Source organism: Mycobacterium sp. E3198, assembly GCF_001667015.1.
GTDB lineage: Bacteria > Actinomycetota > Actinomycetes > Mycobacteriales > Mycobacteriaceae > Mycobacterium.
Window position 1 is genome coordinate 56765 of record NZ_LZIS01000260.1, and the last position, 22607, is coordinate 79371.

The following is a 22607-nucleotide window of genomic DNA, read 5'->3' on the forward strand; positions in this document are numbered from 1 at the left end:
TCGTGTCTTGCGGCGTCGGCAGCGATAATGCGTCAATGACCCCTGCAGCCGGCGATCGACCGCTCTAGCATGCGGCGGCACATCATCGTCAGCGGCGACGACGCGCTGGCCACGACGATCATCGACGAGCTGAACAACGCCGGCGTCAGCGTCGTCAAGCTCAACAGCCCCGCCGAGCTTGCCCACGTCGAGGCCGATCGCGCGGTCGCCGTCGTCTGCGCCGGGGACGACGATGCGACAAATCTCGAAATCGCCTTGCTGGCAAGGAAAGCCAACCCCAGGGTGCGCGTGGTCGCGCGGCTGGGCAATGACGTGCTGCGCGAAGCCGTGGCCGACGACAACGGCCCCGGGGCGATCCTGGACGTCGCCGATCTCGCGGCGCCCTCGGTCGTCGAGGCGTGCCTGGCCCACAGCACCCACCCGTTCGAGGCGGCCGGCATCAAGTTCGTCGTCTCCGACGGCGAGGCCCCGCGCGACGGGACCCTGCGCGAGATCTACGGCGACCTCGCGCCCGTGGCCGTGATCCACGGCCCGAACTCCCCCAACCCCGGCGAGGTGGTGGCCTGTCCCGGCCGCGACCAGCCGGTGCACGCCGGCGACTGGACCGCGATGATCGGCACGCCCGACGAGCTGGCCGGCCTGGGCATCAAGATCGCCCGGGCGACCCGCGTGCGCACCCGCCCGCCCCAGCTCCGGAGGGCCTTCGACGCGTTACGCACGCTGCGCAACGACGTCAACCCGATGTTTTACCGCGCGCTGGCCGCCGCGCTGGGCCTGCTGATCGGGTCGACGATCGTCTTGCGGTTCGCCTACCGGCCCCATCCCGGGATGTCGTGGCTCGATGCCCTGTACTTCGCCACCGAGACGATCGCGACCGTCGGCTACGGCGACTTCAGCTTCCTGCACCAACCCACCTGGCTGCGGCTGTTCAGCATCACGCTGATGTTCGGCGGGGTGATGACCACCGCGCTGCTGGTCGCGTTCATCGCCGACCTGCTGTTGTCCCGCCGCTTCGCCTACTCCGCCGGCCGCCGGCAGGCGCGCCACCTGCGCAACCACATCATCGTCGTCGGGCTGGGCTCGTTCGGCAGCCGCGTGGTCGCCGATCTGGTCGCGGCGGGATACGACGTCGCGGTCATCGAGCGCGACGAGAACAACCGCTTCCTGTCGACGGCGGCCGAGCTGGAGGTGCCGGTCGTCTTCGGTGACGCGACGCTCGCGCAGACCCTCGAGTCGGCCCGCGTCGAGCACGCCCGCGCGGTCGCCGTGCTGACCCAGGACGACATGGTCAACATCGAGACGGGGATCGTGCTGCGCGAGATGCTGGGCCCCCGGGTGATGCCGGATGTGGTCCGGCCCGGCGTGCCGATTGTGCTGCGGATATTCGACCGTGCGCTGGGCGTTGCCGTGTCGCAACGGTTCGGCTTCGACCACGTTCGCTCGACCGTCGAATTGGCCGCGCCGTGGTTCATCGGCGCCGCCATGGGGCTGCAGGTGCTCGGGACGTTCTGGGTAGGCCAGCGCTCGTTCATGGTCGGCGGCATGCACGTGGCGGCGCGCAGCGAACTGGACGGGCTGAGAATGTTCGAGCTGTCCACCCACACCCGGGTCATCGCGATCACCCGGGAGGACGCGCCGGTGCAGCTGCACCCGCGGCGCGACGCGCGGCTGTGCGCCGGGGACACCGTCTACCTCGTCGGCCCGTACCGCGAACTGCTGGCGACGCTGCGCAAGGGGCAGCCGCCGCAGCAACCCGAGATCGGCGGGGAGCGGCGCCCGGCCTAGCTTCCTAGAGCTGGGCCGCCACGTCGGCCGCGCGGCGCAGCTGGTCGACGTCCGAACTCGTCGGGATGAGCTGGACCTCGTCGGTGCCGATGCCCTCGAACTTGCGCAGCACCGCCAGCAGCTCGTCCTCGCCGCCGGCCCACCCGGTCATGGGCGCCATCGCGTCGACGTACTCGGCCGGTATCCAATTCATGTACCGCCGCAGGTGGCGATGGACCTGGGCGCGGGCCTGCTCGGGCGGGCCGAACGCGAACCAGAACGACGTCATCAGGTGCGGTTTAGGCCGGCCGGCCTGGGCCCACGCGTCGCGCGCGGTGTCGAACAGCTCGTTCTGCTTGCCGACGTCGAGGTCCAGCGTCGTGCCGGCCAGCCCGTCGGCCCACGCCGCGGCGCTGCGGATCGTCTTCGGCCCGATGCTGCCGACGAACAGTGGCGGGCCGCCAGGCTGGACCGGGGCCGGCCCGACCGGCAGCACCGACTCGGTGAGCTTTTCGCCGGCCCACACCCTTTTCATGACCGCGACCCGCTCGGCCATGCCGCGCATCGTCTGGGTCGCCGGGTCGGCGCCCACGGCGTGGTAGTCCTCGAGCCTGCCGCCCACGCCGATGCCCGCCGTCAGCCGACCGCCGCACAGCACGTCGCCGGTGGCCAGCGCCTTCGCCAGCATCACCGGGTCGTGCAGCTGCGGGACGATCACGGTCGTCAGCAGCCGCACCCGGTGGGTCCAGGCCGCCAGCGCGCCGAGCAGCGTCAGGTTGTCCGGGTTCTCGAACGCGATCCGCTCGCCCCAGCACAGCGACGAGAACGGGCCCTCGTCGATCGCGCGGGCCCAGTTTTCAAGCACGGCCGCATCCAGGTCCGGCTCCATCACCGGCATGGTCATCGCTATCTGCACGTAGGCGATTCTGGCAGCATGGGCCTGATGGGTTTCACCAGTACCTCCATCGCGCACGTCCGGCTGACCGTGACCGACATCGAGCGGTCCCGTCAGTTCTACGAGAGCGTCTTCGGCTGGCCGGTGTTGCTCGAGGTCCCCGAGAACGCCGACGAAGCCACCCGCAACCAGTTCGGGTTCCTGTTCGGCGGTGTCATCTACGACCTCGGCGGCACGCTGCTCGGCCTCCGGCCGGTCGCGACGGACCGCTTCGACGAGGACCGCGTCGGCCTCGACCACATCGCGTTCCGGGTCGGCAGCACGGCCGAACTGGACGCCGCTGCGGCCCACCTCGACGAAGTTGGCGTGGCGCACGAGCCGATCAAAGACATTGGGCCGTCGTACATCCTGGAGTTCCGTGACCCGGACAACATCGCGCTGGAGCTCACGGCGCCGAAGTAGGGGCTTTCCTATGGCGCGAGCGTGCGCAGAATGACGGCGCGCACGGCGTGTCACCGTACACACACGCACGCTCGCGGCAAGGGGGGCACAGCTCACGGCAAGGGGGCACGCTCGCGGCAAAGGGGGTAAGCAGGAGCTATGGCGATCAGTTTCAACCACACCATCGTCGCCGCGCGCGACAAGCGGGAGTCCGCGGAATTCCTCGCCGAACTGTTCGGCCTGCCCAGCCCGAAGCCGTTCGGCCACTTTCTGACCGTCGAGCTCGAGCACGGCGCCACCCTCGACTACGCCGACGCGCCGGAGGGCGAGGAGATCCGCCGCCAGCACTACGCGTTTTTGGTTTCCGAGGACGACTTCGACGCCATCTACGGCAGGATCGCCGACCGCGGCTTGCCGCACTGGGCGGATCCCCGCCAACAACGGCCGGGCGAGATCAACCGCCGGGACGGCGGCCGCGGCGTCTACTTCCTGGATCCCTCAGGCCATGCCATGGAGATTTTGACCCGGCCCTACGGGTCGGGCGGCTAAGCCGGCGGCGTTTTCGTCGCTAGCTCAGTTTTGGGCCCTCGCTTCTGCCACGTCATGGCGCACAACCCGCACCTCGCCACGCGGCAGACAGGCGGCATATCCGTGGTGCTTGCCGTACAACTCCCATGCGGTGACACGATCGTCCGGAGGCACGTCGATCTGGTGACCGTCGGCGAACTCGATATGGAGATCTCCGGCGTCAGACCCGACAACACCTGTGCACCTTTGCCCGGAGAAATCGAAGAGCGGACGCTCCTGCTCGACGGCGTCATTCGGGTCGATCGCGACCACTTCCGCGGGGGCCGTGGCAATGGCAGGCAGGGTCAGCCAAATCGGTACCGAGATGACAAGCTCGTTGTCATCGTCGAAATTCAGCACCAGACCGTTGCGGAACATGATCCGCTGTACCGCACAGCCCTCAAGCCAATGCTTGATCATTCTCTGTTCGGTCATATATTCACTCCGTCCGCTATGCCGACTGCGCAAAACGCCTAGATGGCGCGCCTTCCGGCAGAACGTCAGGTACTCAGATTTCCCGCGTAGGGGCGCGGTTAATCGCGCCAACGGTCAGGATTTGTTTGGTTGTGCCTAGTCGCCACTGCGCGGCGAACCGTGCCGCGCGTGTTCCTGGTCGCGATAGTCGTCGGCCATCTGTGCGACGTGCTTGGGCAGGGCGCCGGCCGCGACATCGGCCAGGGTCGTTTCCTCCAGGACCGAACGCATGCTGGCCCGCAGCGCGCGCCAGACGTCCGCCAACGGGGCGGTCGGCCCGGAATACGGCAGGTCACCGAGACCGATGTCGCGGACTGAGGCCAGCGGGCCGTCGATGCAGCGCAGCACGTCGGCGATGCTGATCTCGCTGCCGGGGCGAGCCAGTTCGTAGCCGCCCTCGCGACCGCGATGGCTGCGCACCAGGCGGTCGGTGCGCAGGTTGGTGAGGATGTCGACGAGGAACTGCGGCGGTATCCCCTGGGCGTGGGCCAATTCGTCGGTCGTCACCAGGGTGCCGGGATCGACCGTCGCGAGCTGGACCATCGCCCGCACCGCGTACTCCGCCTTGGCCGACATCCGCATGTGAGGATTGTGCCATTCACGCGAGCCGTGCTTAGGGGCGCAACTCCAGCAGGTCGATCACCAGCTGCGCCTGCTCGTCGACGCCGCGGTCGGGCGTCAGCCGCAGGTCCGGGTTCTCCGGCTGCTGATAGGGACTGTCGATGCCGGTGAAGTTCGCGATCTCGCCGGCACGCGCTTTGGCGTATAGGCCCTTGGGATCACGCTTCTCGCAGTCGTCGAGCGGCGTGTCGCAGAAGACCTCGAAGAACTCCAGCCCGCCCGTGGCGTGGACCTTGCGCGCCAGTTCCCGATGCTCGGCCAGCGGGCTGATCGCCGGCACCAGCACGGTCTGGCCGGAGTCGGCCAGCAGCGCCGCCACGTGCGCCAGCCGGCGCAGGTTCTCCGCCCGATCGGCCATGGAAAAGCCCAGGTCGGCGTTCAGGCCGTGGCGCAGGTTGTCGCCGTCGAGAACGTAAGCGGGAAAACCGCTTTCGAGCAGCCGCCGCTCGACCTCCATGGCCACGCTCGATTTGCCGGAGCCGGACAGACCGGTGAACCAGATCGTCCTGCCCCGCGGCCGCGCCCCCGCACCGACGAGCGACTGGTGCCGCACCGTGTTGGGGCTCGACGCTTGCGTCGAGACGTCCCGCAACACCATGCCCGCCGCCACCGTGCCGTTGGTGTTCGGGTCGATCAGGATGAACGAGCCGGTGCTGGAGTTGCGGGTGTACTCGTCGAGCAGCAGGGGAACCTGGGTGCGCAGCGAAACGCGGCCAAGTTCGTTGAGCTGCAACGCCTCTGCGGCCTTTTCGCGGTGCAGGGTGTTGACGTCGAGCCGGTATTCCAGCGCGGTCACCCGGGCCCGCGTCGTTCGGGTGGTGTGCTTGATCAGGTAGTCACGGCCGGGCTCCAGCGCCGAATTGTCGGCCATCCAGCACACGGTCGCGTCGAAATCCTGCGCGACCCTGGGCTGGTTGTGGGTGCGGGCGATCATGTCGCCGCGCGAGATGTCGATCTCGTCGGCCAGGCTGACCGAGACGGCCATCGGCGGAAACGCTTCGTCCACAGGGCCATTGGGTCCCTCGATCGCGGTGATGCGCGTGGTCTTGCCGATCGGCAGCACGACCACCTCGTCACCGGCGCGCATCACCCCGCTGGCCACCGTGCCGGCGTAGCTGCGGTGGTCCTGATGCTCGTGGGTGTGCGGCCGGATGACGTATTGCACCGGGAACCGCACGTCGACCAGGTTGCGGTCACCGGCGATGTAGACCTCCTCGAGGTGCGACAGCAGCGCCGGGCCCTCGTACCACGGCGCGTTGTCCGACTTGGTCACCACGTTGTCGCCGTTGAGCGCGGAGATCGGGATGGTGGCCACGTCCTGGACGTCGAGGCGTGCCGCGAAGGCATGAAACTCGTCGCGGATCCACTCGAATCTCTCTCTGTCCCAGTCGATCAGGTCCATCTTGTTGACGGCGAGCACGATGTGCTGGATGCCCAGCAGCGACGCCAGGAACGCGTGGCGGCGGGACTGCTCCAGCAGGCCCTGGCGGGCGTCGACGAGCACGATCACCAGCTGAGCGGTCGACGCGCCGGTCACCATGTTGCGGGTGTACTGGATGTGGCCTGGCGTGTCGGCGATGATGAATTTCCGCTTGGGAGTGGCGAAGTAGCGGTAGGCGACGTCGATGGTGATGCCCTGCTCCCGCTCGGCGCGCAGGCCGTCGGTGACCAGCGCCAGGTCGGTGTAGTCGTGGCCGCGCTCCTTGGACGTGCGCTCCACCGACGCCCACTGGTCTTCCATCACGGCCTTGGAGTCGTAGAGCAGCCGCCCAATCAGGGTGGACTTGCCGTCGTCGACCGAGCCTGCGGTCGCCAGCCTCAACAACGTCGTCATCAGAAGTACCCCTGCCGTTTCCGGTCTTCCATCCCAGCCTCCGAGATTCGGTCGTCGGCCCTGGTCGCCCCGCGCTCGGTCAGCCGGGACACCGCCGTCTCGGCGATGACCTCCGACACGGTGGAGGCCTCCGACTCCACGCACCCGGTGCAGGTGACGTCGCCGACCGTGCGGAACCGCACCGTCGCCTCGAACACCGGCTCATCGGCGCGCGGCTGCAGGTGCCGGTCCACCGCCAGCAGCATGCCGTCGCGCTGAAACACCTTGCGCCGGTGCGCGAAATAGATCGACGGCAGCTTGACCTGCTCGGCGCCGATATAGGACCAGATGTCGAACTCGGTCCAGTTGGACAGCGGGAAGACGCGGATGTGCTCGCCCTTGTGGTGCCGGCCGTTGTAGAGGTTCCACAGCTCCGGCCGCTGGGCCTTGGGGTCCCACTGTCCGAACTCGTCGCGGAAGCTGAACACCCGCTCCTTGGCCCGCGCCTTTTCCTCGTCGCGGCGCGCGCCACCGAAGGCGGCGTCGAACTTGTTCTCCCGGATTGCGCGCAGCAGCGTCACGGTCTGAATCGGGTTGCGCGACGGGAAGGTCTCGACCACGCGGCCCGCGTCGATGTCCTCCTGCACCGACGCCACCACCAGCCGCACCCCGGACTCGGCGACCAGTTCGTCGCGGGCGGCGATCACCTCGTCGAAGTTGTGGCCGGTGTCGACATGCATCACCGGGAACGGCAGCCGCCCGGGGCGGAACGCCTTGAGCGCCAGGTGCAGCATGACGATGGAGTCCTTGCCGCCGGAAAACAACAGCACCGGCCGCTCGAACTCGGCGGCCACCTCCCGGATGATGTGGATCGCCTCGGCCTCGAGCGAGCGCAGGTGGCTCAACTCGTACTGGCCGGCGGCGGGGACCGCGTTCACAGCGCTGGTCATCGGCTACCTCGTCGTCTTATTCCCGATAAAGCTGATCGGATTGACCATCTTTATGGTCATAGCCATCAATGGAACCAGCCGGCCCCGCCGGTGTCAATGACCTGTCGGGTATTTGCGGTGGGCGTCCGGTGCGAAACCATGGGCGCATGACAACTGGAACGCAGAGCGGCCGCGAAGTTATTGCGCAATTCCTCCCCCAATCGCCCTTCGTCGCGAAGCTGGGAATCGTCGCCGACGAGCTCGGCGACGACGAGGTGCGGCTGCGGCTGCCGTGGGACCCTTCCAATGTCACCGTCGGCGACATGGTGCACGGGGGCGCCATCGCGGCGCTCGCCGACGTGACCGTGATGGCGGCGGCGTGGTGCGGCGCGGACGCGCCGCCGCAACTGCGCGGGGTGACCGTGTCGATGGCGCTGGATTTCCTGGCGCCGGCCCGGGCCACCGACGTGATCGGTGTGGGCCGGGTGCTGCGGCGCGGCCGGTCGCTGGTCAACTGCGAGGCCGAGCTCGTCGACCCGGCGGGCACGCTGGTCGCCAAGGCCCTGGCGACCTACAAGGTGGGCTGAGCCGTCGCCGAACGTGCACTCAGGGCGGAGATCCGGCCACTTTTTCGCCCTGAGAACACGCTCGGCGAAAGCGGGTTAGAGGGTGACCTCCTGGAGCTTGCCGGTGGCGACGTCGAAGACGAAGCCGCGCAGCGAGACGTGCTTGGTCACGAACGGGCTGTTCTCGATGCGGCGCAGCGACTGGCGGACGTCCTCGGCCGGGTCGGGGAACGCCTCGGCCGCCCACGGCGGTTTGACCCCCGTCTCGTCCTGGATGGCCCGCTTGAAGTCGTCGTCGGTGAACGTCAGCATCCCGCAGTCGGAATGGTGGATCAGGATGATCTCCCGGGTGCCCAGCAGCCGCTGGCTGATGGCCAGCGAGCGGATGACGTCGTCGGTGACGACGCCGCCGGCGTTGCGGATGACATGGGCCTCCCCCTCGGCCAGCCCAAGCAGGCGGTAGACATCGAGCCGGGCGTCCATGCAGGCGACCACCGCGACGTGTTTGCTCGGCGGCATCGGCAGCGGACCGGTGAAGCCGCTCGCGTATTGGGCGTTATTGGCCAGGTAGTCGTCGGTAACCGTCACGCAAGCCTCCTTGGGATATCGCGGCCTGAACGTAGCAACGAGCCACCCGTAATTCACTCATGAGAATCAGCCGGATCACAAGGACCGGCGGGGCTCGTTAACCTGTCCCAATGCGGAACGGGCGGGCATGATCGGGTTTCTGGCGCGTCGGGTGCTCAACTACATCGTGCTGCTGGCGCTGGCCTCGTTTCTGACCTATTGCCTGACGTCGTTGGCCTTCTCGCCGCTGGACAGCCTGCTGCAGCGCAACCCGCGCCCGCCACAGGCGGTCATCGACGCCAAGGCCCACGCGCTCGGCCTCGACCAGCCGATCCCGATCCGCTACGCGCACTGGGCGTCGCACGTCCTCCGCGGCGACTTCGGCACCACCATCACCGGCCAGCCCGTCGGCACCACGCTGTGGCGCCGGGTCGGAGTGACCCTGCGGCTGCTGGTCGTCGGCTCCGTGGTGGGCACGGTGCTGGGCATCGTGGCGGGGGCCTGGGGGGCGATCCGCCAGTACCGGATCAGTGACCGCCTCGTCACCATGCTGGCGCTGCTGGTGCTGAGCACGCCGTCGTTCGTCATCGCCAACCTGTTGATCCTCGGGGCGCTGCGGGTGAACTGGGCCGTCGGGGTCAATCTCTTCGACTACACCGGGGAGACGTCACCGGGCGTGGCGGGCGGCTGGCACGAGTTGCTCGACCGGCTGCGGCATCTGATCCTGCCGACGCTGACGCTCTCGCTGATGGCCGCCGCCGGCTACAGCCGCTATCAGCGCAACGCGATGCTCGATGTTTTGGGCCAGGATTTCATTCGCACCGCCCGCGCCAAGGGCCTGACCCGCCGGCGCGCCCTGCTCAAGCACGGGCTGCGCACCGCGCTGATACCGCTGGCGACGCTGTTCGCCTACGGGGTGGCCGGGCTGGTCACCGGCGCGGTGTTCGTCGAGAAGATCTTCGGCTGGCACGGCATGGGCGAATGGCTGGTGCAGGGCATTTCGACGCAGGACACCAACATCATCGCGGCGATCACCCTGTTCTCCGGCACGGTGGTGCTGCTGGCCGGGCTGCTGTCCGACGTCTTCTACGCGGCGCTCGATCCGAGGGTACGGGTGTCATGACGTCTGACGTGTCTGCGGCGCAGGGGCTTTCGGCCCCGGAGGAGGTGGAGTTCGCCTCGCGGCGCACTCTGGTGCTGCGCAGGTTCGGCCGCAATCGGCTGGCGGTGGCGTCGCTGACGCTGCTGGTGCTGCTGTTCGTCGGTTGCTACGCGCTGCCCTCGCTGCTGCCCTACTCCTACGACGACCTCGACTTCAACGCGCTGCTGCAGCCGCCGAACGCCCGGCACTGGCTGGGCACCAACGCGATGGGCCAGGACCTGCTGGCGCAAATCCTGCGGGGCATGCAGAAGTCGATGCTGATCGGCGTCTGCGTGGCGTTCATCTCCACCGGCATCGCCGCCACCGTCGGGTCCGTCGCCGGCTATTTCGGCGGCTGGCGCGACCGGGTGCTGATGTGGGTGGTCGACCTGCTGCTGGTGGTGCCCAGCTTCATCCTGATCGCGATCCTCACGCCGCGGGTCAAGAAGTCGTCCAGCGTCCTGCTGCTGGTGCTGCTGCTGGCCGCCTTCGGCTGGATGATCAGCTCGCGCATGGTCCGCGGCATGACCATGAGCCTGCGCGAGCGCGAATTCATCCGCGCCGCACGGTACATGGGCGTCTCCAGCCGCCGGATCATCGTCGGCCACGTGGTGCCCAACGTGGCGTCGATCCTCATCATCGACGCCGCGCTCAACGTCGCCTCGGCCATCCTGGCCGAAACCGGCCTGAGCTTCCTCGGTTTCGGCATCCAGCCGCCCGACGTGTCGCTGGGCACGCTGATCGCCAACGGCACCCAGTCCGCGACCACCTTTCCGTGGGTGTTCCTGTTTCCGGCCGGGGTGCTGGTGCTGATCCTGGTGTGCGCCAACGTGACCGGGGACGGGCTGCGCGACGCGCTCGACCCGGGCAGCGGGGCCCGATGAGCCTGCTGGAAGTGACCGATCTGGCCGTCGACTTCCCGACCGACGGCCCACCGGTGACCGCGGTGCGCGGCATCAGCTACCACATCGAGCCCGGCGAGGTGGTGGCCATGGTGGGCGAGTCGGGGTCCGGCAAGTCGGTGTCGGCGATGGCGGTGGTGGGGCTGCTGCCGGACTACGCACGGGTGCGCGGCTCGGTTCGACTGCACGACACCGAGTTGCTGGGGCTCGGCGACGACGCGATGTCGCGGTTCCGCGGCAAGGCGGTCGGCATGGTGTTCCAGGACCCCATGTCGGCGCTGACCCCGGTCTACACCGTCGGCGACCAGATCGCCGAGGCGATCGAGGTGCACCAGCCGCAGGTCGGCCGCAAGGCCGCCCGGCGGCGCGCGGTGGAACTGCTCGAGCTGGTGGGCATCTCGCAGCCACAGCGGCGCGCCCGCGCCTTTCCCCACGAGCTGTCCGGCGGCGAGCGGCAGCGCGTCGTCATCGCGATCGCGATCGCCAACGACCCCGACCTGTTGATCTGCGACGAGCCGACCACCGCGCTGGACGTGACGGTGCAGGCGCAGATCCTCGAGGTGCTCAAGACCGCCCGCGACGTCACCGGCGCCGGGGTGCTCATCATCACCCACGACCTCGGCGTGGTCGCCGAGTTCGCCGACCGGGCCCTGGTGATGTACGCCGGCCGGGTCGTCGAGTTCGCGGGCGTGACCGAGCTTTACCGCGGCCGCCAGATGCCCTACACGGTGGGGCTGTTGGGGTCGGTGCCCCGGTTGGACGCCGCCCAGGGCACCCGGCTGGTGCCGATCCCCGGCGCGCCGCCGTCGCTGGTCGGGCTCGAGCCGGGCTGCCCGTTCGCGCCGCGCTGCCCGCTGGTGATCGACGAATGCCGCGCCGCCGAGCCGGAATTGGTCGAGGTCGGCGTGGACCACCGGGCGGCGTGCATCCGCACCGACCAGGTGGGCGAGCGCAGCGCGGCGGACATCTACGGGGTCAACACCTCCGCCCGCGCGGCGGCCACTCCTTGCGACTCGGCCGTCGTCGTGCGGGTGCGCGACCTGGTCAAGACCTACCAGCTGACCAAAGGCGTGGTGCTGCGCCGCACCGTCGGCGAGGTCCGCGCCGTCGACGGCATCAGCTTCGAGCTGCGGCAGGGCCGCACCCTGGGCATCGTCGGCGAGTCCGGCTCGGGCAAGTCCACCACGCTGCACGAGATCCTGGAACTCGTTGCCCCGCAGGCGGGCTCGATCGAGGTGCTGGGCAGCGACGCCGCTTCGCTGACGCCGGCGAGCCGGCGAGCGCTGCGCCGCGACATCCAGGTCGTGTTCCAGGACCCGGTGGCCTCGCTGGACCCGCGGTTGCCCGTCTTCGAGCTGCTCGCCGAACCGTTGCGGGCCAACGGCTTCGCCAAGAGTGCCACCAACGCGCGGGTCGCCGAGCTGCTCGAGATCGTGGGCCTGCGCCGCGCCGACGCGGCCCGCTACCCCGCCGAGTTCTCCGGCGGCCAGAAGCAGCGCATCGGCATCGCGCGGGCGCTGGCGCTGCAGCCCAAGATCCTGGCCCTCGACGAGCCGGTCTCGGCGCTCGACGTCTCGATCCAGGCCGGGATCATCAACCTGCTGCTGGACCTGCAGGAGCAGTTCGGCCTGTCGTACCTCTTTGTCTCGCATGATCTTTCCGTGGTCAAGCACCTGGCCCACGACGTGGCGGTGATGCACGCCGGCGCCATCGTGGAGCAGGGCGACAGCGAGGAGCTGTTCCGCAATCCGCAGCACGACTACACCCGGCAGCTGCTGAGCGCGGTGCCGCAACCGGATCCGGGCAAGCATGTCTAGCCTTCGCGCCGAGCCTGCGCTCAGAGCGTGGTTTGGGGCCAAATCCGCGCTCTGGACGCAGGCTCGACGGGTGTTGAGCCTGTCGGTGATCGCCGGCTTGGCGCTGACCGGGTGCTCGCCGGCCATCAACCTGGCGGCCCCGACCGGCAACAACGCCTCGATCGGCACCACCAGCGACGTCAACCCCCAGGACCCCGCCACGCTGCGGGACGGCGGCAACCTGCGGCTGGCGCTCAGCGACTTTCCGCCCAACTTCAACATCCTGAGCATCGACGGCAACTCGGCCGAGGTCGCCGGAATGATGAAGGCGACCCTGCCGCGCGCGTTTGTGATCGGGCCGGACGGGTCGACGACCGTCGACACCGACTACTTCACCAGCGTCGAGCTCACCGGGACCAACCCGCAGGTGGTCACCTACACCATCAACCCGAAAGCCGTGTGGTCCGACGGCACCCCGATCACCTGGCGCGACATCGAAAGCCAGATCCACGCGCTGTCCGGCGCCGACAAGAACTTCGAGATCGCCGGACCCGGCGGCGCGGATCGCGTCGCGTCGGTCACCCGCGGGGTGGACGACCGGCAGGCGGTCATGACCTTCGCCAAGCCGTACGCCGAGTGGCGCGGCATGTTCGCCGGCAACGGCATGCTGCTGCCGGCCAGCATGACCGCCGCACCCGAGGTGTTCAACAAGGGCCAGCTCGACGGGCCGGGCCCGTCGGCCGGTCCGTTCGTCGTGTCCTCGCTGGACCGGACCACGCAGCGAATCACGTTGACCCGCAACCCGAAATGGTGGGGCGCGCGGCCGCGCCTGGACAGCATCACGTACCTGGTGCTCGACGACGCGGCACGGCTACCGGCGCTGCAGAACAACACGATCGACGCGACGGGGATCGGCACGGTGGACCAGCTGACCATCGCCGAACGCACCAAGGGCATTTCGATCCGCCGCGCGCCGGCGCCGAGCTGGTCGCATTTCACCTTCAACGGGGCCCGCGGGGCGATCCTGGAGGACAGGGCGCTGCGCGTCGCCGTGTCCAAGGGCATCGACCGGCAGACCATCGCCAAGGTCGTCCAGTACGGGCTCACCAGCAACCCGGTGGCGCTGGGTAACCACATCTACGTCGCCGGGCAGGAGGGCTACCGGGACAACAGCTTCATCGCCCCTTACGATCCGGCCGAGGCGAGCCGGGAACTGGACGGGTTGGGCTGGAAGCTCAACGGCCAGTTCCGGGAGAAGGACGGTCGGCAGCTCGTCATCCGCGACCTGTTCTACGACGCGCAGGGCAGCCGGGTGTTCGCACAGATCGCCCAGCACAGCCTCGCCCAGATCGGGGTCAAGCTCGACCTCGTCGCCCGGTCGGGCAGCGGTTTCTTCACCAATTACATCAACGTCGGGGACTTCGACATCGCGCAGTTCGGTTGGCTGGGCGACGCTTTCCCGCTCTCGTCGCTGACGCAGATCTACCAGTCCGACGGGGCGAGCAACTTCGGCAAGATCGGCAGCCCGGAGATCGACGCCGCGATCGAGCGGACGCTCGAGGAGCTCGATCCCGCCAAGGCGCGGGCGTTGGCCAACGACCTCGACAAGCTCATCTGGGCCGAGGGTTTCAGCCTGCCGCTGACCCAGTCCCCCGGTGACGTCGCGGTGCGCAGCACGCTGGCCAACTTCGGCGCGGTGGGCCTCGCCGACCTGGACTACACCGCGATCGGGTTCATGCGGAGCTGAGCCGCCAGCGCGACAGCATGGGGAGCCGCACGGCGGGCAGGGTGCCCTCGGCGATGGCGGCCACCTCGATGGCCTTCCACAGCAGGCGGATTTCGGGCCGCGGCGGGAGCGCGTCCAGCGCGGGGGCCTGGGCGGCCAGCCCGTCGACCTCGCCGCGGCACACCGCGCCGGCGATGGCCAGCGCCGCGGGTTCGCGAAAGTCCAGTGCGCTGTGGGCCATGGTCGGCAGCTTCAACAGCTCGGCATGCGGAATGAGCGACGCCACGCGCTGGGCGACCGGGGGCGGCGTGATGAGGTCGCGGCCGCCGGAAATCACCGCGGTGGGCCAGGTGAAATTCGGCATCTCGGCGGGCAGGTCGTACGGCTCGTCCTCGAAACTGACCTTCTGAGTGCGGGTTTCGCGCTCCGCCACGGCGGGGTCGAGCGGCAGGCCGTCGGGCTCGGCGGCGTAGTCGAGTTCGCGGAACGCGATGCGACTGACCAGATCTTCCTCGTAGCGGTACGGCAGGTTACCCAGAGTGGCGAACTGGGATATCGCCCACCACAACAGCTTTCGGTTCTCCAGCAGCAGGTCGAGTTGGCGGTCGAGCAGCGTGGCACCGCCGTAGCCGTAGATCGTGGCGACGACCTGCGTGGCCGCCGCCGTCATCACGCCGTCGTCGACGAGCTTGCGGACTTTGGGCGCCAGCGGCGCCGTTTCCGGGCTGTCGCCCCGCAGCAGCAGCCGGCGGATCGCCCGTCGCACGAGCACGATGTCGTGGCGCGACAGCAGCGGCGAATCCAGGACCATCGAGTGGACCCGGCCCGGATGGCGTACGCCGACCCCGGCCGCGATGTAGGTGCCGTACGACGTCCCGTAGATGACGGCGGAGTCGACGCGGGCGTCGTCGAGCACCGCCGCCACGTCGTCGACGACCTGGTTCACGGTGAGCGCGCGCGGCGGCAGGTCGGCGCCCGAGTCGTCGTGCCGCGACAACCCCACGCCGCGATGCTCGACCATGATGACGTCGAGGCCCGCGGCGGCGGCCCGGCGCCGCAGCCCCTTGTACATCTGCACCGACGCGACCCCCGGGCCACCCGGGATGATCACCAGCGGCGCGGCGGACTTGCGGCCGCTGCGCACGTAGTAGAGGTCGAACTCTTCGGAGCTACCGGGCGAGACCGGCCGACGCACATGCCGCACGCCGGGTGATGCCGCCAACTTTTCCTGCAGCCGACGCCGTTTCGCGTTCATGGTCATAGCGATCAGTCCGCCGCGCTTCCCGGTGACACCTTCGGAGAAATACCGTCGAGCGCTAAATGCTAAACGTTGAGGTCGATGCGGTGCGCGCCGGTGACGCCGTCGTACCGGTCGGGGCTGCACGTCAGCACGATCACCTGGCCGTGGGCGCCCACCGTGTCGAACACCCGCGCCATCCTGGCCAGCCGGTCCGGGTCGGTGAAGCCCAGGGCGTCGTCGACCACCACGGGAACGCTGTCCTGTTTGGCGACCAGCGCCGCGCCGGCCAGCCGCGCCAGGATGCCGAGTTGCTCCTTGGCCCCGCCCGACAACGAGTCGTACGGCACCGTGACCCCGTCCAGGGTGCGGCTGCGGATGCACAGATCAGTGTCGATGTCGACCTCGAAGGACGGGCCGAACACCGGGCGGCCGAGCCGCTGCAGCTCGGTGCGGTACGGCTCGACGTAGCGCTGCCGGGTGGTGTCGCGGTGCCGGGTCATCACCGAGCGCAGCAGCTGCGCGGCCCGCGCCCTGCTGCCGACGCGGGCGTGTTCGCCGGCAGCGTGCTCGCGTTCGGTCTGCGCGGCGTCCAGCTTGCCCTGGCGGCCCTCGGTGCCGAACACCGACAGCTCGATGCCGATTTCGCGCAACGCGCCCTCGGCCTCCTCGTAGCACTCGTCCAGCGACTTCGATTCCGTTGTGGCGGCGGCCAATTCGGCGGCCACCGCGTCGGGGGCCGCGGCCGCCAGCTGGTCGGCCAGCTCGGCGACCCGGCGCTGCGCGGCCTCGGCCGCACGGCGCCCGGCGTCGGCCGCCGCTTTGAGGTCCTCGTCGCTGACCGTCGCCCGCTCCCGGGCGAGCCGTGCGGCCGCCGCGTCCAGCTCGGTGCGCTGGGCCTCCAGCGTGTGCTGGGAAACCGTTGCCCGGGTTGTCGATTCGGCGAGGGCGGCGTCGGCCGCCGCCGCGACCCGGCGGCGCCCCTCACACTCCGCCGTGGCGGCCGCGCGGGCGGCCTCTGCGGCCTCGAGTTCGGCGCGGGCGGCGTCCGGCGGCACTGCCTCGGATTCATCGGGTTGACCGGCGCGCAGCTGGGCCAGCCGGGCCCGCAGCTGATCGAGCTGTTCGTCGCCCCGCAGGCCGCCCAGCGTGGCGTCCAGCTGGTCGCGGCAGCCCTGCAGCTCGCGGCGCCGCGCGTCGACGGATCGCGCCGCGGCCAGGTCGGTCACACCGCCGGCCGCCAATGCCGCCGCCAACTCCTCCTGTGCCGCGGCGTATTTGGTTTGGATGTCCAGGGTGGTGGCGCCGGGCGTGATCCGCGCCGCCAGCAGTCCGGGCACCTCGACCGTGGTGGGGCCGGCCGCCGTGATCGACCAGCTTTGACCCGCCGGCAGCGACACCCGCTGGTCGCCGGCCACGAGCTCGACGTCGGCGACGGCGGTGAATTCCACCGCGGCGGACGTCAACGCCAGCCGCCCGCCGATGCGGTCGGCGGCGGCCGCGGCGTCCTCGATGCGCCGCAGCAGCGGGTCGGTGAGGACCACCGCGGCGAGCTCCGCGCAGACCCGGCCGCGGTCGCGCTCGATGGCCGCGATCTTGTCCAACCGGGAGGCCAACCGGTCGGCTTCCGCGCGGGCCGCGAGGTGATCGACGGCGCGCCGGGCGGATTCGGCGCGGCGGTGCAGGTCGGCGAGCAGCTGGGCGGCTTGCTCGGCGGCGGCGGCCGCGGCCCCGGCCTCGGCGTGGGCTGTGGCCCGCGTTTCTTCGGCCTGTCGCGCCTCGGCCGCTGCGGCGGCGACGGTCGCTGTGCGGCTGTGGATCTCGGTGAGCAGGCGCGCGCGCCCGTCGTGGGCGGCGGCCGACGCGGCGCCGGTCGCGGCGGCGGCCTCGGCGACCAGCCCGGCCTCGCGCGCCTGGGTGGTGAGTTCGGCGATCCTGTCGGCGGCGGCCCGCGCGGCGGCCAGCCGGGGACCGGCGGCGGCCCGCCGTTGCGACAGCTCGGCGACGTGCTCGGTCAGCTCGGCGTGACGGCGCACCCGGTCGTCGACCTCGGCCACCGCCACCACGCAGTCCGCCACCGCGGCCTCGGCGGCGGCCAGCCGCGTGATCGACGCGGCCCACTCGCCGGTGGGACGCCCCGTGGGGGTGAAGTAGCGGCCGTACTCGGCATCGATCCGCTCGATGAGCAACGGCTCGGTGCCCTGCAGCGCGGCCGCATCACCGGCCGCGACGTCGAGCGCGCGCGACAGCGCGTCGCATCCGGACAGATCCACCGCGGCCGTCGACGTGGCCTGCAGCACCCGCTGGGCGTGCCACAGGTCGCTGTCCACCGTCTCGGCCAGCATCGCGCGGACCCGGTCGTGGGCCTCGTCGCCGGTCAGCTGTTCGCGGCGCGGCGTCAGCACCGTCAGCTCCGTCTCGAACTTCTTGTGGAACCGTTTGCGGTAGACGAAACGGTAGGGGCCGCAACTGATTTCGGCGCTGACCTCGGAACCCACGTCGCTGTGGGTCGGCTTGACCTGCTTGACTTCCTTCTTGGTGGACCGGTCGCGGGATTCCAGCAGCAGATCGAGCGCCTCGATCATCGACGTCTTGCCGATCTCGTTGGCGCCGCTGACCACCACCACGCCGTGGTCGGGGAAGGCGATCTCGCGGTGCGCGATGCCGCGGTAGTTCGTCAGGGCGAGGCGGTGCAGCTTCACGCGGCCCCCCGATCGGCCAGCCGCAGCAGCAGCGCCAGCGCGGCCTGCGCGTCGGCGGCGGACTCGGCGTCGCCCTCCCGCGCGGTGGCCACCAACTCGTCCACGGCCGCGGCCGCGAACCCGCCGATGCCGAGATCGGTGAACTCGCCGTCGGCGGGCACCACCGCCAAGTCGGTGTGGCTGTCCCAGGTGCGCAGGTGGGCGAACAGCCGCGCGCAGCGGTCCAGGCACGCGTCGAGTGCGGCGCGGTCGGTGACCGTCAGCGAACCCCTCAGCGCCAACCGCACCACGGTCCGGTCCTTCTCGGTCATCAGGTCCAGGTTCATGTCGAGGTCGGCGATGTCGCGGCGGGTGTCGACCTGGCGGTGCAGGGTGACGAACCGCCAGCGGCCGACGTGCCGCGATTGCACCGTGACGTTGTCGTCGTCGACGTCGACGACGAGCACGTGACCGGGGTCGGATTCCACGTCGTCGAAGTTGGTGACCTCCGGTGAGCCCGAGTACCAGACGCGGCCGCTGTCGCCGACCTGTGTGCGAGAATGCTTGTCGCCCAGGGCCACATAGTGCACCAGGCCGCGGTCGATGGCGTCCTCGAGCTTGGCGAGCCGGATCAGCGAGGGCTTGTCGCGGTCGGGGTCCAGGACGTCGACGCCGCCGTGGGCGACCAGGATGCGGATGGCCGGTTCGGGCGAAATGCGGTCGAGGACTTCGGCGGTCAGGTCGGTGGTCGGCGACTTGGACCGCCACGGCGCGGCAACGATTTCGAGCCCCGGCCGGACTTCGTGGACCCCGGGCCGGTCGAGCACGTTGACGTTGCCGGGACGTTCGGCGGTGAACAGCGCGCTGGTGTAGACCGACGACGCGTCGAGCGGGTCATGGTTGCCCGGCAGCAGGTAGACGGGAATCCCGATGGCGCGCATGGCTTCCAGGGACTGGCCGACGACCTGCGGGGCCAACTGGTTGTGTTCGAAGACGTCCCCGGCCACGACGACGAACTCGGCGCCCACCTCGGCCGCCAGCGCGCCGAGACCGGCCACCGCGTCCCGGCGAGCGGCGGAATACCGCGGCTGGGCGTCGCCGGCGAGGAAGTGCCGGGTCATGCCCAGCTGCCAGTCGGCGGTGTGCAGGAAACGCATCGCGGCGGCCCCTTTCGAGTCCGTGGCTATCAGGGCACCGCGAAGTCTAGGTTCGGGTGCCGACAAGACGCGGGAGGTCGCCCGGCACGTCCGCGGTGTGCCCCGCAATCCGAATCTCGCATTACGAACCGCGCCAGGTGGGACCTCGTCTAGCATTTCTCCACCGAGAATGGGAGCCGCCGATGCCGTCGTCAGTGATCGCAGCACCTGAGGCTCTCGCGGCGGCGTCGGCGGATCTGACCGGCATCGAGCGGGCGATCAGGGCGGCCTCCGCCGCGGCGGCTCCGTCGACGACGGGCATCGCCACCGCGGCCGCCGACGAGGTGTCGGCGGCCATCGCGAACCTCTTCGGCGACTTCGCCGAGGAATTTCACGCGCTGACCGCGCAGACGACGCTGTTCCATTCCCAGTTTGCCGGCACGTTGGGCGCGGCCGGGGCCACCTACGCCGCCGACGAGCTCACGAATGTGTCGCTGCTGATCAAGGGGCTGGAGCAGCAGTTCTTCGACGTCGGTTTCTTTTCGCCGTTCACCTACCTGACCGGGCGTCCGCTCTTCGGCGAGGGGGCCGTCGGACCCGCCGTCACCGGGAGTTCGGGGCCGGGTTTCCTCGGCAGGCTGCTGACCGAGTTCTTCAACGGGACCCTCGCGAGTCAGAGCGGCGGCGTGAATCAGGGGACGGGGACCCCCGGCCCGGTGACCGGGGTCCGGGAGGGCTTCTCCTACCTCAATCTCGCCGTCGGTCCGAACGGGTATGACGCCCCGGCGCGCTGGTACTTCCCGACGCAGGCGGACGGCACGGTGAACGCCCGCGGCGTCATCTATCTGCAGCACGGCTTCCTGGGCACGGGCGGCTGGTACGGCACGCTGGCCACGGCGCTCGCGTACGGCACCGACAGCATCGTGGTGGTCCCGACCGTGTCGTCGATTCCGTTGCCGATGGGCGCCTGGCTGGGCGGCACGCAGATGCATCAGGCGGTGGGCTCGCTGTTCCTGGGCAACGAGACGGCGCTGAACCTCAGCGCGAACCAGGCTGGTTACCACGGCACGCTGCCGCAGAACTTCATGATCACCGGGCATTCCGCGGGCGGCGGCCTGGCGACGCTGGCGGCCGGCGACTACGTCGCGGACCTCGGGACGAACACCGCCAACAACCACCTGCTGGGGGTGATCATGTTCGACGGGGTCGCCAACGACTCCTCGGCCTTCGCGGCGGCGATCGCCAACCTGAAGACGTTGAACATCCCCGACTACGTGGTGGCCTCACCTCCGCAGCCGTGGAACGCCTTCGGCGCCACCACGAACCAGCTGGTCAGTCTGTACCCGGGTCAGTTCACCGGCGTCGAGATGCTCAACGGCTCGCACGTCGACTCGCTGCTGGGCGACAAGCCCCTCATCGACTTCGTTTCGCAGCTGGCCACCTCCTTCTCCCCGGCCGGCGACACCCAGGCCGTCTACACCCTGTCCACCGGCTGGATCAACGACATCTATTCAGGGCATGGCCCGCTGAACCCGCTCTACGGCCTCTACGGGACCACGGGCGGCTACCTGCCCCCCGGCGGCCAGCTCATCGGTCTGGGCCCGGCCACCGGGATCGTGCTGCCGGTGTGAACGCGATGAACGATCGGCACACGTTGCTGCTGATGCGGCACGCGAAATCGGACTACCCGGCCGGGGTGCCGGACCACGACCGGCCGTTGGCGCCGCGCGGCGTCCGGGAGGCCGTCCTGGCCGGGGATTGGCTGCGCGCCAACGTGCCTCCCGTCGACGCCGTGCTGTGCTCCACCGCGACGCGGGCGCGGCAGACCCTGGAAAACACCCGCGTCGGCGCCCCGGTGCGCTACAGCGAGCGGCTCTACGGCGCCGCCCCGGGGACGGTGATCGAGGAGGTCAACGCGACTTCCGAGGACGTCGGCACGCTGCTGGTCGTCGGTCACGAGCCGACTACGTCGACGCTGGCGCTCCTGCTGGCCGCCGACGACGGCACGGACGACGCTGTGGTGGAACGCATTTCGATGAAATTCCCGACGTCGGCGATCGCGGTGCTCGCCGTGCCCTGCGCGTGGGCGGAACTCGAACCCGGCCGCGCGGCGCTGACGGGTTTCGAAGTCCCCCGCTAGCCCTACGAGTTGGTGGCGAGCGTCAGCTCCATCAGCTTGATGGCCTGCGCGCAGGCGTCGATGCCGGGCGCCTGCGGGTTGACCCACCAGCCGACCACGCCCGCCGCGTTGCTGGCCACGCCGCAGGCGCCGTTCGGGTCGTCGGGGCGCATCACGATCGACTCGATGCCCGCGATCGAACGGTTCTCCACCTTGTATTTCAGGAAGTCGGCCACCTTGCGCTCGTTGCCCAGGCTGCCCTGCTCGAACCAGAACCGCGTGATGTCGATCAGGCCGGCCGGATTGGCGGCCTGCCAACGGCAGATCGCCCCGACGAAGGTGCTCTGGATGTCGAGCGGATCGGCGCCCACGGTCTTGGCCAGGATGTCGGTGGTCAGCACCTCACACTCCTTGAGCAGGTTCGGATACTGCTGCTGGGAGTTGTTGTTGCGCGGGACGTTGCCGCCCGCCTTCACGGCGTTGCCCCCGACAGACCTCGAACAGCCCGTCAGGACCAACAGCGCAGCGAGCAGCACGGCCGCGCCGGCACGGGCGGATCTGATCATTTGGAGTTCGCAATCGATTGACGGGCCAGTTCCTTGGCTATGTCGCAGGGCGGCGGGAACGGCTTCTGGCTGAAGCTGACCGACCACTCGATGAAGTCGTCCTGGAACTGGATGCCCACCTCACACAGCGAGTCGCCCAGGTTGGGCTCGTTGCCGACGGCGATGAAGCCGCCGTGGCCGTTGATGTTGATGTCCTCGACGCTGGCGCGCGAGAGCTCCTCGGTCTTGCGTTCGCGTCCGATCGGGCTGCCGCGGTACCAGGAAAAGGAGAAGTGCGGGCCCAGAATGCCGCCGCCCGCCAACCACTGACACCCGACGGAGTTGCGGGCGGTGTTCACCAGCCCCGTCACCTTGGTCAGGTCCGACACCGTCTGGTCGCTGATGCCGCCGCATTGCGGGAACATCGGCCCGTGGTGACCCTCGCCGCCGCCGGGCGTCGACGACGCCGTCGCGCCGGGCTTGTTGTCGGAACCCGAGCAGCCCGCGATCGTCGGGACCAAGATCGTCAGAGCCGATGCCGCTAGAGCCAGCGCCCTCGCGCCTCGCCTACTGCTGGTCACACGATGCACTGTAGCGGCAGGCGGGGGGTCAACCGCGGACGCGGCGCGTGAGCAGGCATTTCAACGCGGTGGTCACGACCGCGGCGCCGGCCGTGTGCGACAGTTA

General features: G+C 69.7%; 21 protein-coding genes. 10 read left to right on the plus strand and 11 right to left on the minus strand.

Annotated elements, in window-relative coordinates; genetic code table 11:
• Positions 1-69: 69 nt before the first annotated feature.
• Positions 70-1785 (plus strand): NAD-binding protein, encoded by a 1716-nt coding sequence (locus A5673_RS26590; protein ID WP_068239597.1) that lies wholly within the window; start codon positions 70-72, stop codon positions 1783-1785.
• Between the two features lie 4 nt (positions 1786-1789).
• Here A5673_RS26590 and A5673_RS26595 read toward each other — a convergent pair whose 3' ends face one another.
• On the minus strand, positions 1790-2668 hold the full coding sequence (locus tag A5673_RS26595; RefSeq protein ID WP_068239600.1) for an LLM class flavin-dependent oxidoreductase: 879 nt from the start codon (positions 2666-2668) through the stop codon (positions 1790-1792).
• Between the two features lie 39 nt (positions 2669-2707).
• Between A5673_RS26595 and A5673_RS26600 the strand changes: the two genes are divergently transcribed.
• Both A5673_RS26600 and A5673_RS26605 read left to right on the plus strand, forming a co-directional pair.
• Positions 2708-3121: a VOC family protein gene (locus A5673_RS26600; RefSeq protein ID WP_068239677.1), complete on the plus strand. Its 414-nt coding sequence runs from the start codon at positions 2708-2710 to the stop codon at positions 3119-3121.
• Between the two features lie 138 nt (positions 3122-3259).
• Positions 3260-3649 (plus strand): VOC family protein, encoded by a 390-nt coding sequence (locus tag A5673_RS26605; protein ID WP_068239603.1) that lies wholly within the window; start codon positions 3260-3262, stop codon positions 3647-3649.
• 24 nt (positions 3650-3673) lie between these two features.
• On the opposite strand, the gene A5673_RS26610 is transcribed toward A5673_RS26605, so the two are convergent.
• The 4 genes from A5673_RS26610 to cysD form a co-directional block, all read right to left on the minus strand.
• Positions 3674-4102, minus strand: a complete 429-nt coding sequence (locus tag A5673_RS26610) for a DUF6188 family protein (protein WP_068239606.1) — start codon at positions 4100-4102, stop codon at positions 3674-3676.
• Between the two features lie 135 nt (positions 4103-4237).
• On the minus strand, positions 4238-4723 hold the full coding sequence (locus A5673_RS26615) for an RrF2 family transcriptional regulator (protein ID WP_068239609.1): 486 nt from the start codon (positions 4721-4723) through the stop codon (positions 4238-4240).
• 31 nt (positions 4724-4754) lie between these two features.
• Positions 4755-6596, minus strand: a complete 1842-nt coding sequence (gene cysC, locus A5673_RS26620) for an adenylyl-sulfate kinase (protein ID WP_068239611.1) — start codon at positions 6594-6596, stop codon at positions 4755-4757.
• Positions 6596-7525: a sulfate adenylyltransferase subunit CysD gene (cysD, locus tag A5673_RS26625; RefSeq protein WP_068239614.1), complete on the minus strand. Its 930-nt coding sequence runs from the start codon at positions 7523-7525 to the stop codon at positions 6596-6598. Before cysD ends, cysC begins: the two co-directional genes overlap by 1 nt.
• Before the next feature lie 146 nt (positions 7526-7671).
• On the opposite strand from cysD, the gene A5673_RS26630 reads away from it, so the two are divergent.
• Positions 7672-8091 carry a PaaI family thioesterase gene (locus A5673_RS26630; RefSeq protein ID WP_068239617.1) on the plus strand — a complete coding sequence of 140 codons (420 nt, stop codon included), beginning with the start codon at positions 7672-7674 and terminating at the stop codon, positions 8089-8091.
• Positions 8092-8166: 75 nt separating this feature from the next.
• Here A5673_RS26630 and A5673_RS26635 read toward each other — a convergent pair whose 3' ends face one another.
• Positions 8167-8658, minus strand: coding sequence for a carbonic anhydrase (locus A5673_RS26635; RefSeq protein WP_068239620.1), 492 nt, complete (start codon positions 8656-8658; stop codon positions 8167-8169).
• A 127-nt stretch (positions 8659-8785) separates the two neighbouring features.
• Here A5673_RS26635 and A5673_RS26640 point away from each other — a divergent pair, with 127 nt between their 5' ends.
• Genes A5673_RS26640 through A5673_RS26655 form a run of 4 tightly spaced genes read left to right on the plus strand, consistent with a single transcriptional unit; the run spans position 8786 to position 14223 of the window.
• Positions 8786-9760, plus strand: a complete 975-nt coding sequence (locus A5673_RS26640) for an ABC transporter permease (RefSeq protein ID WP_068239623.1) — start codon at positions 8786-8788, stop codon at positions 9758-9760.
• Positions 9757-10662, plus strand: coding sequence for an ABC transporter permease (locus tag A5673_RS26645; protein WP_068239627.1), 906 nt, complete (start codon positions 9757-9759; stop codon positions 10660-10662). The genes A5673_RS26640 and A5673_RS26645 overlap by 4 nt, the downstream gene beginning before the upstream one ends.
• A complete protein-coding gene (locus tag A5673_RS26650) occupies positions 10659-12497 on the plus strand; it encodes an ABC transporter ATP-binding protein (protein WP_068239630.1) in 1839 nt (612 codons plus the stop codon). Before A5673_RS26645 ends, A5673_RS26650 begins: the two co-directional genes overlap by 4 nt.
• Positions 12490-14223, plus strand: a complete 1734-nt coding sequence (locus tag A5673_RS26655; RefSeq protein WP_082958974.1) for an ABC transporter family substrate-binding protein — start codon at positions 12490-12492, stop codon at positions 14221-14223. The genes A5673_RS26650 and A5673_RS26655 overlap by 8 nt, the downstream gene beginning before the upstream one ends.
• Here A5673_RS26655 and A5673_RS26660 read toward each other — a convergent pair.
• The 3 genes from A5673_RS26660 to A5673_RS26670 all read right to left on the minus strand — a co-directional run bounded on the left by A5673_RS26660 (position 14210) and on the right by A5673_RS26670 (position 19277).
• Positions 14210-15463: an alpha/beta hydrolase gene (locus A5673_RS26660; RefSeq protein ID WP_068239634.1), complete on the minus strand. Its 1254-nt coding sequence runs from the start codon at positions 15461-15463 to the stop codon at positions 14210-14212. The two genes, A5673_RS26655 and A5673_RS26660, sit on opposite strands and share 14 nt — an antisense overlap.
• A 62-nt stretch (positions 15464-15525) precedes the next feature.
• The gene (locus A5673_RS26665) at positions 15526-18141 is read right to left on the minus strand and encodes an ATP-binding protein (RefSeq protein WP_068239637.1); all 2616 of its coding nucleotides are present in this window, start codon (positions 18139-18141) and stop codon (positions 15526-15528) included.
• Positions 18138-19277: an exonuclease SbcCD subunit D gene (locus A5673_RS26670; RefSeq protein WP_068239641.1), complete on the minus strand. Its 1140-nt coding sequence runs from the start codon at positions 19275-19277 to the stop codon at positions 18138-18140. Before A5673_RS26670 ends, A5673_RS26665 begins: the two co-directional genes overlap by 4 nt.
• A gap of 182 nt (positions 19278-19459) precedes the next feature.
• Here A5673_RS26670 and A5673_RS26675 point away from each other — a divergent pair, with 182 nt between their 5' ends.
• On the plus strand, positions 19460-20887 hold the full coding sequence (locus A5673_RS26675; protein ID WP_068239644.1) for a PE domain-containing protein: 1428 nt from the start codon (positions 19460-19462) through the stop codon (positions 20885-20887).
• Positions 20888-20892: 5 nt separating this feature from the next.
• Positions 20893-21396: a histidine phosphatase family protein gene (locus A5673_RS26680; RefSeq protein WP_068239683.1), complete on the plus strand. Its 504-nt coding sequence runs from the start codon at positions 20893-20895 to the stop codon at positions 21394-21396.
• A gap of 2 nt (positions 21397-21398) precedes the next feature.
• Here A5673_RS26680 and A5673_RS26685 read toward each other — a convergent pair whose 3' ends face one another.
• Together A5673_RS26685 and A5673_RS26690 are read right to left on the minus strand one after the other, a co-directional pair.
• Positions 21399-21941, minus strand: coding sequence for a DUF3558 domain-containing protein (locus A5673_RS26685; protein ID WP_068239647.1), 543 nt, complete (start codon positions 21939-21941; stop codon positions 21399-21401).
• Positions 21938-22501, minus strand: coding sequence for a DUF3558 domain-containing protein (locus tag A5673_RS26690; RefSeq protein WP_156748659.1), 564 nt, complete (start codon positions 22499-22501; stop codon positions 21938-21940). The genes A5673_RS26685 and A5673_RS26690 overlap by 4 nt, the downstream gene beginning before the upstream one ends.
• Positions 22502-22607: the final 106 nt, after the last annotated feature.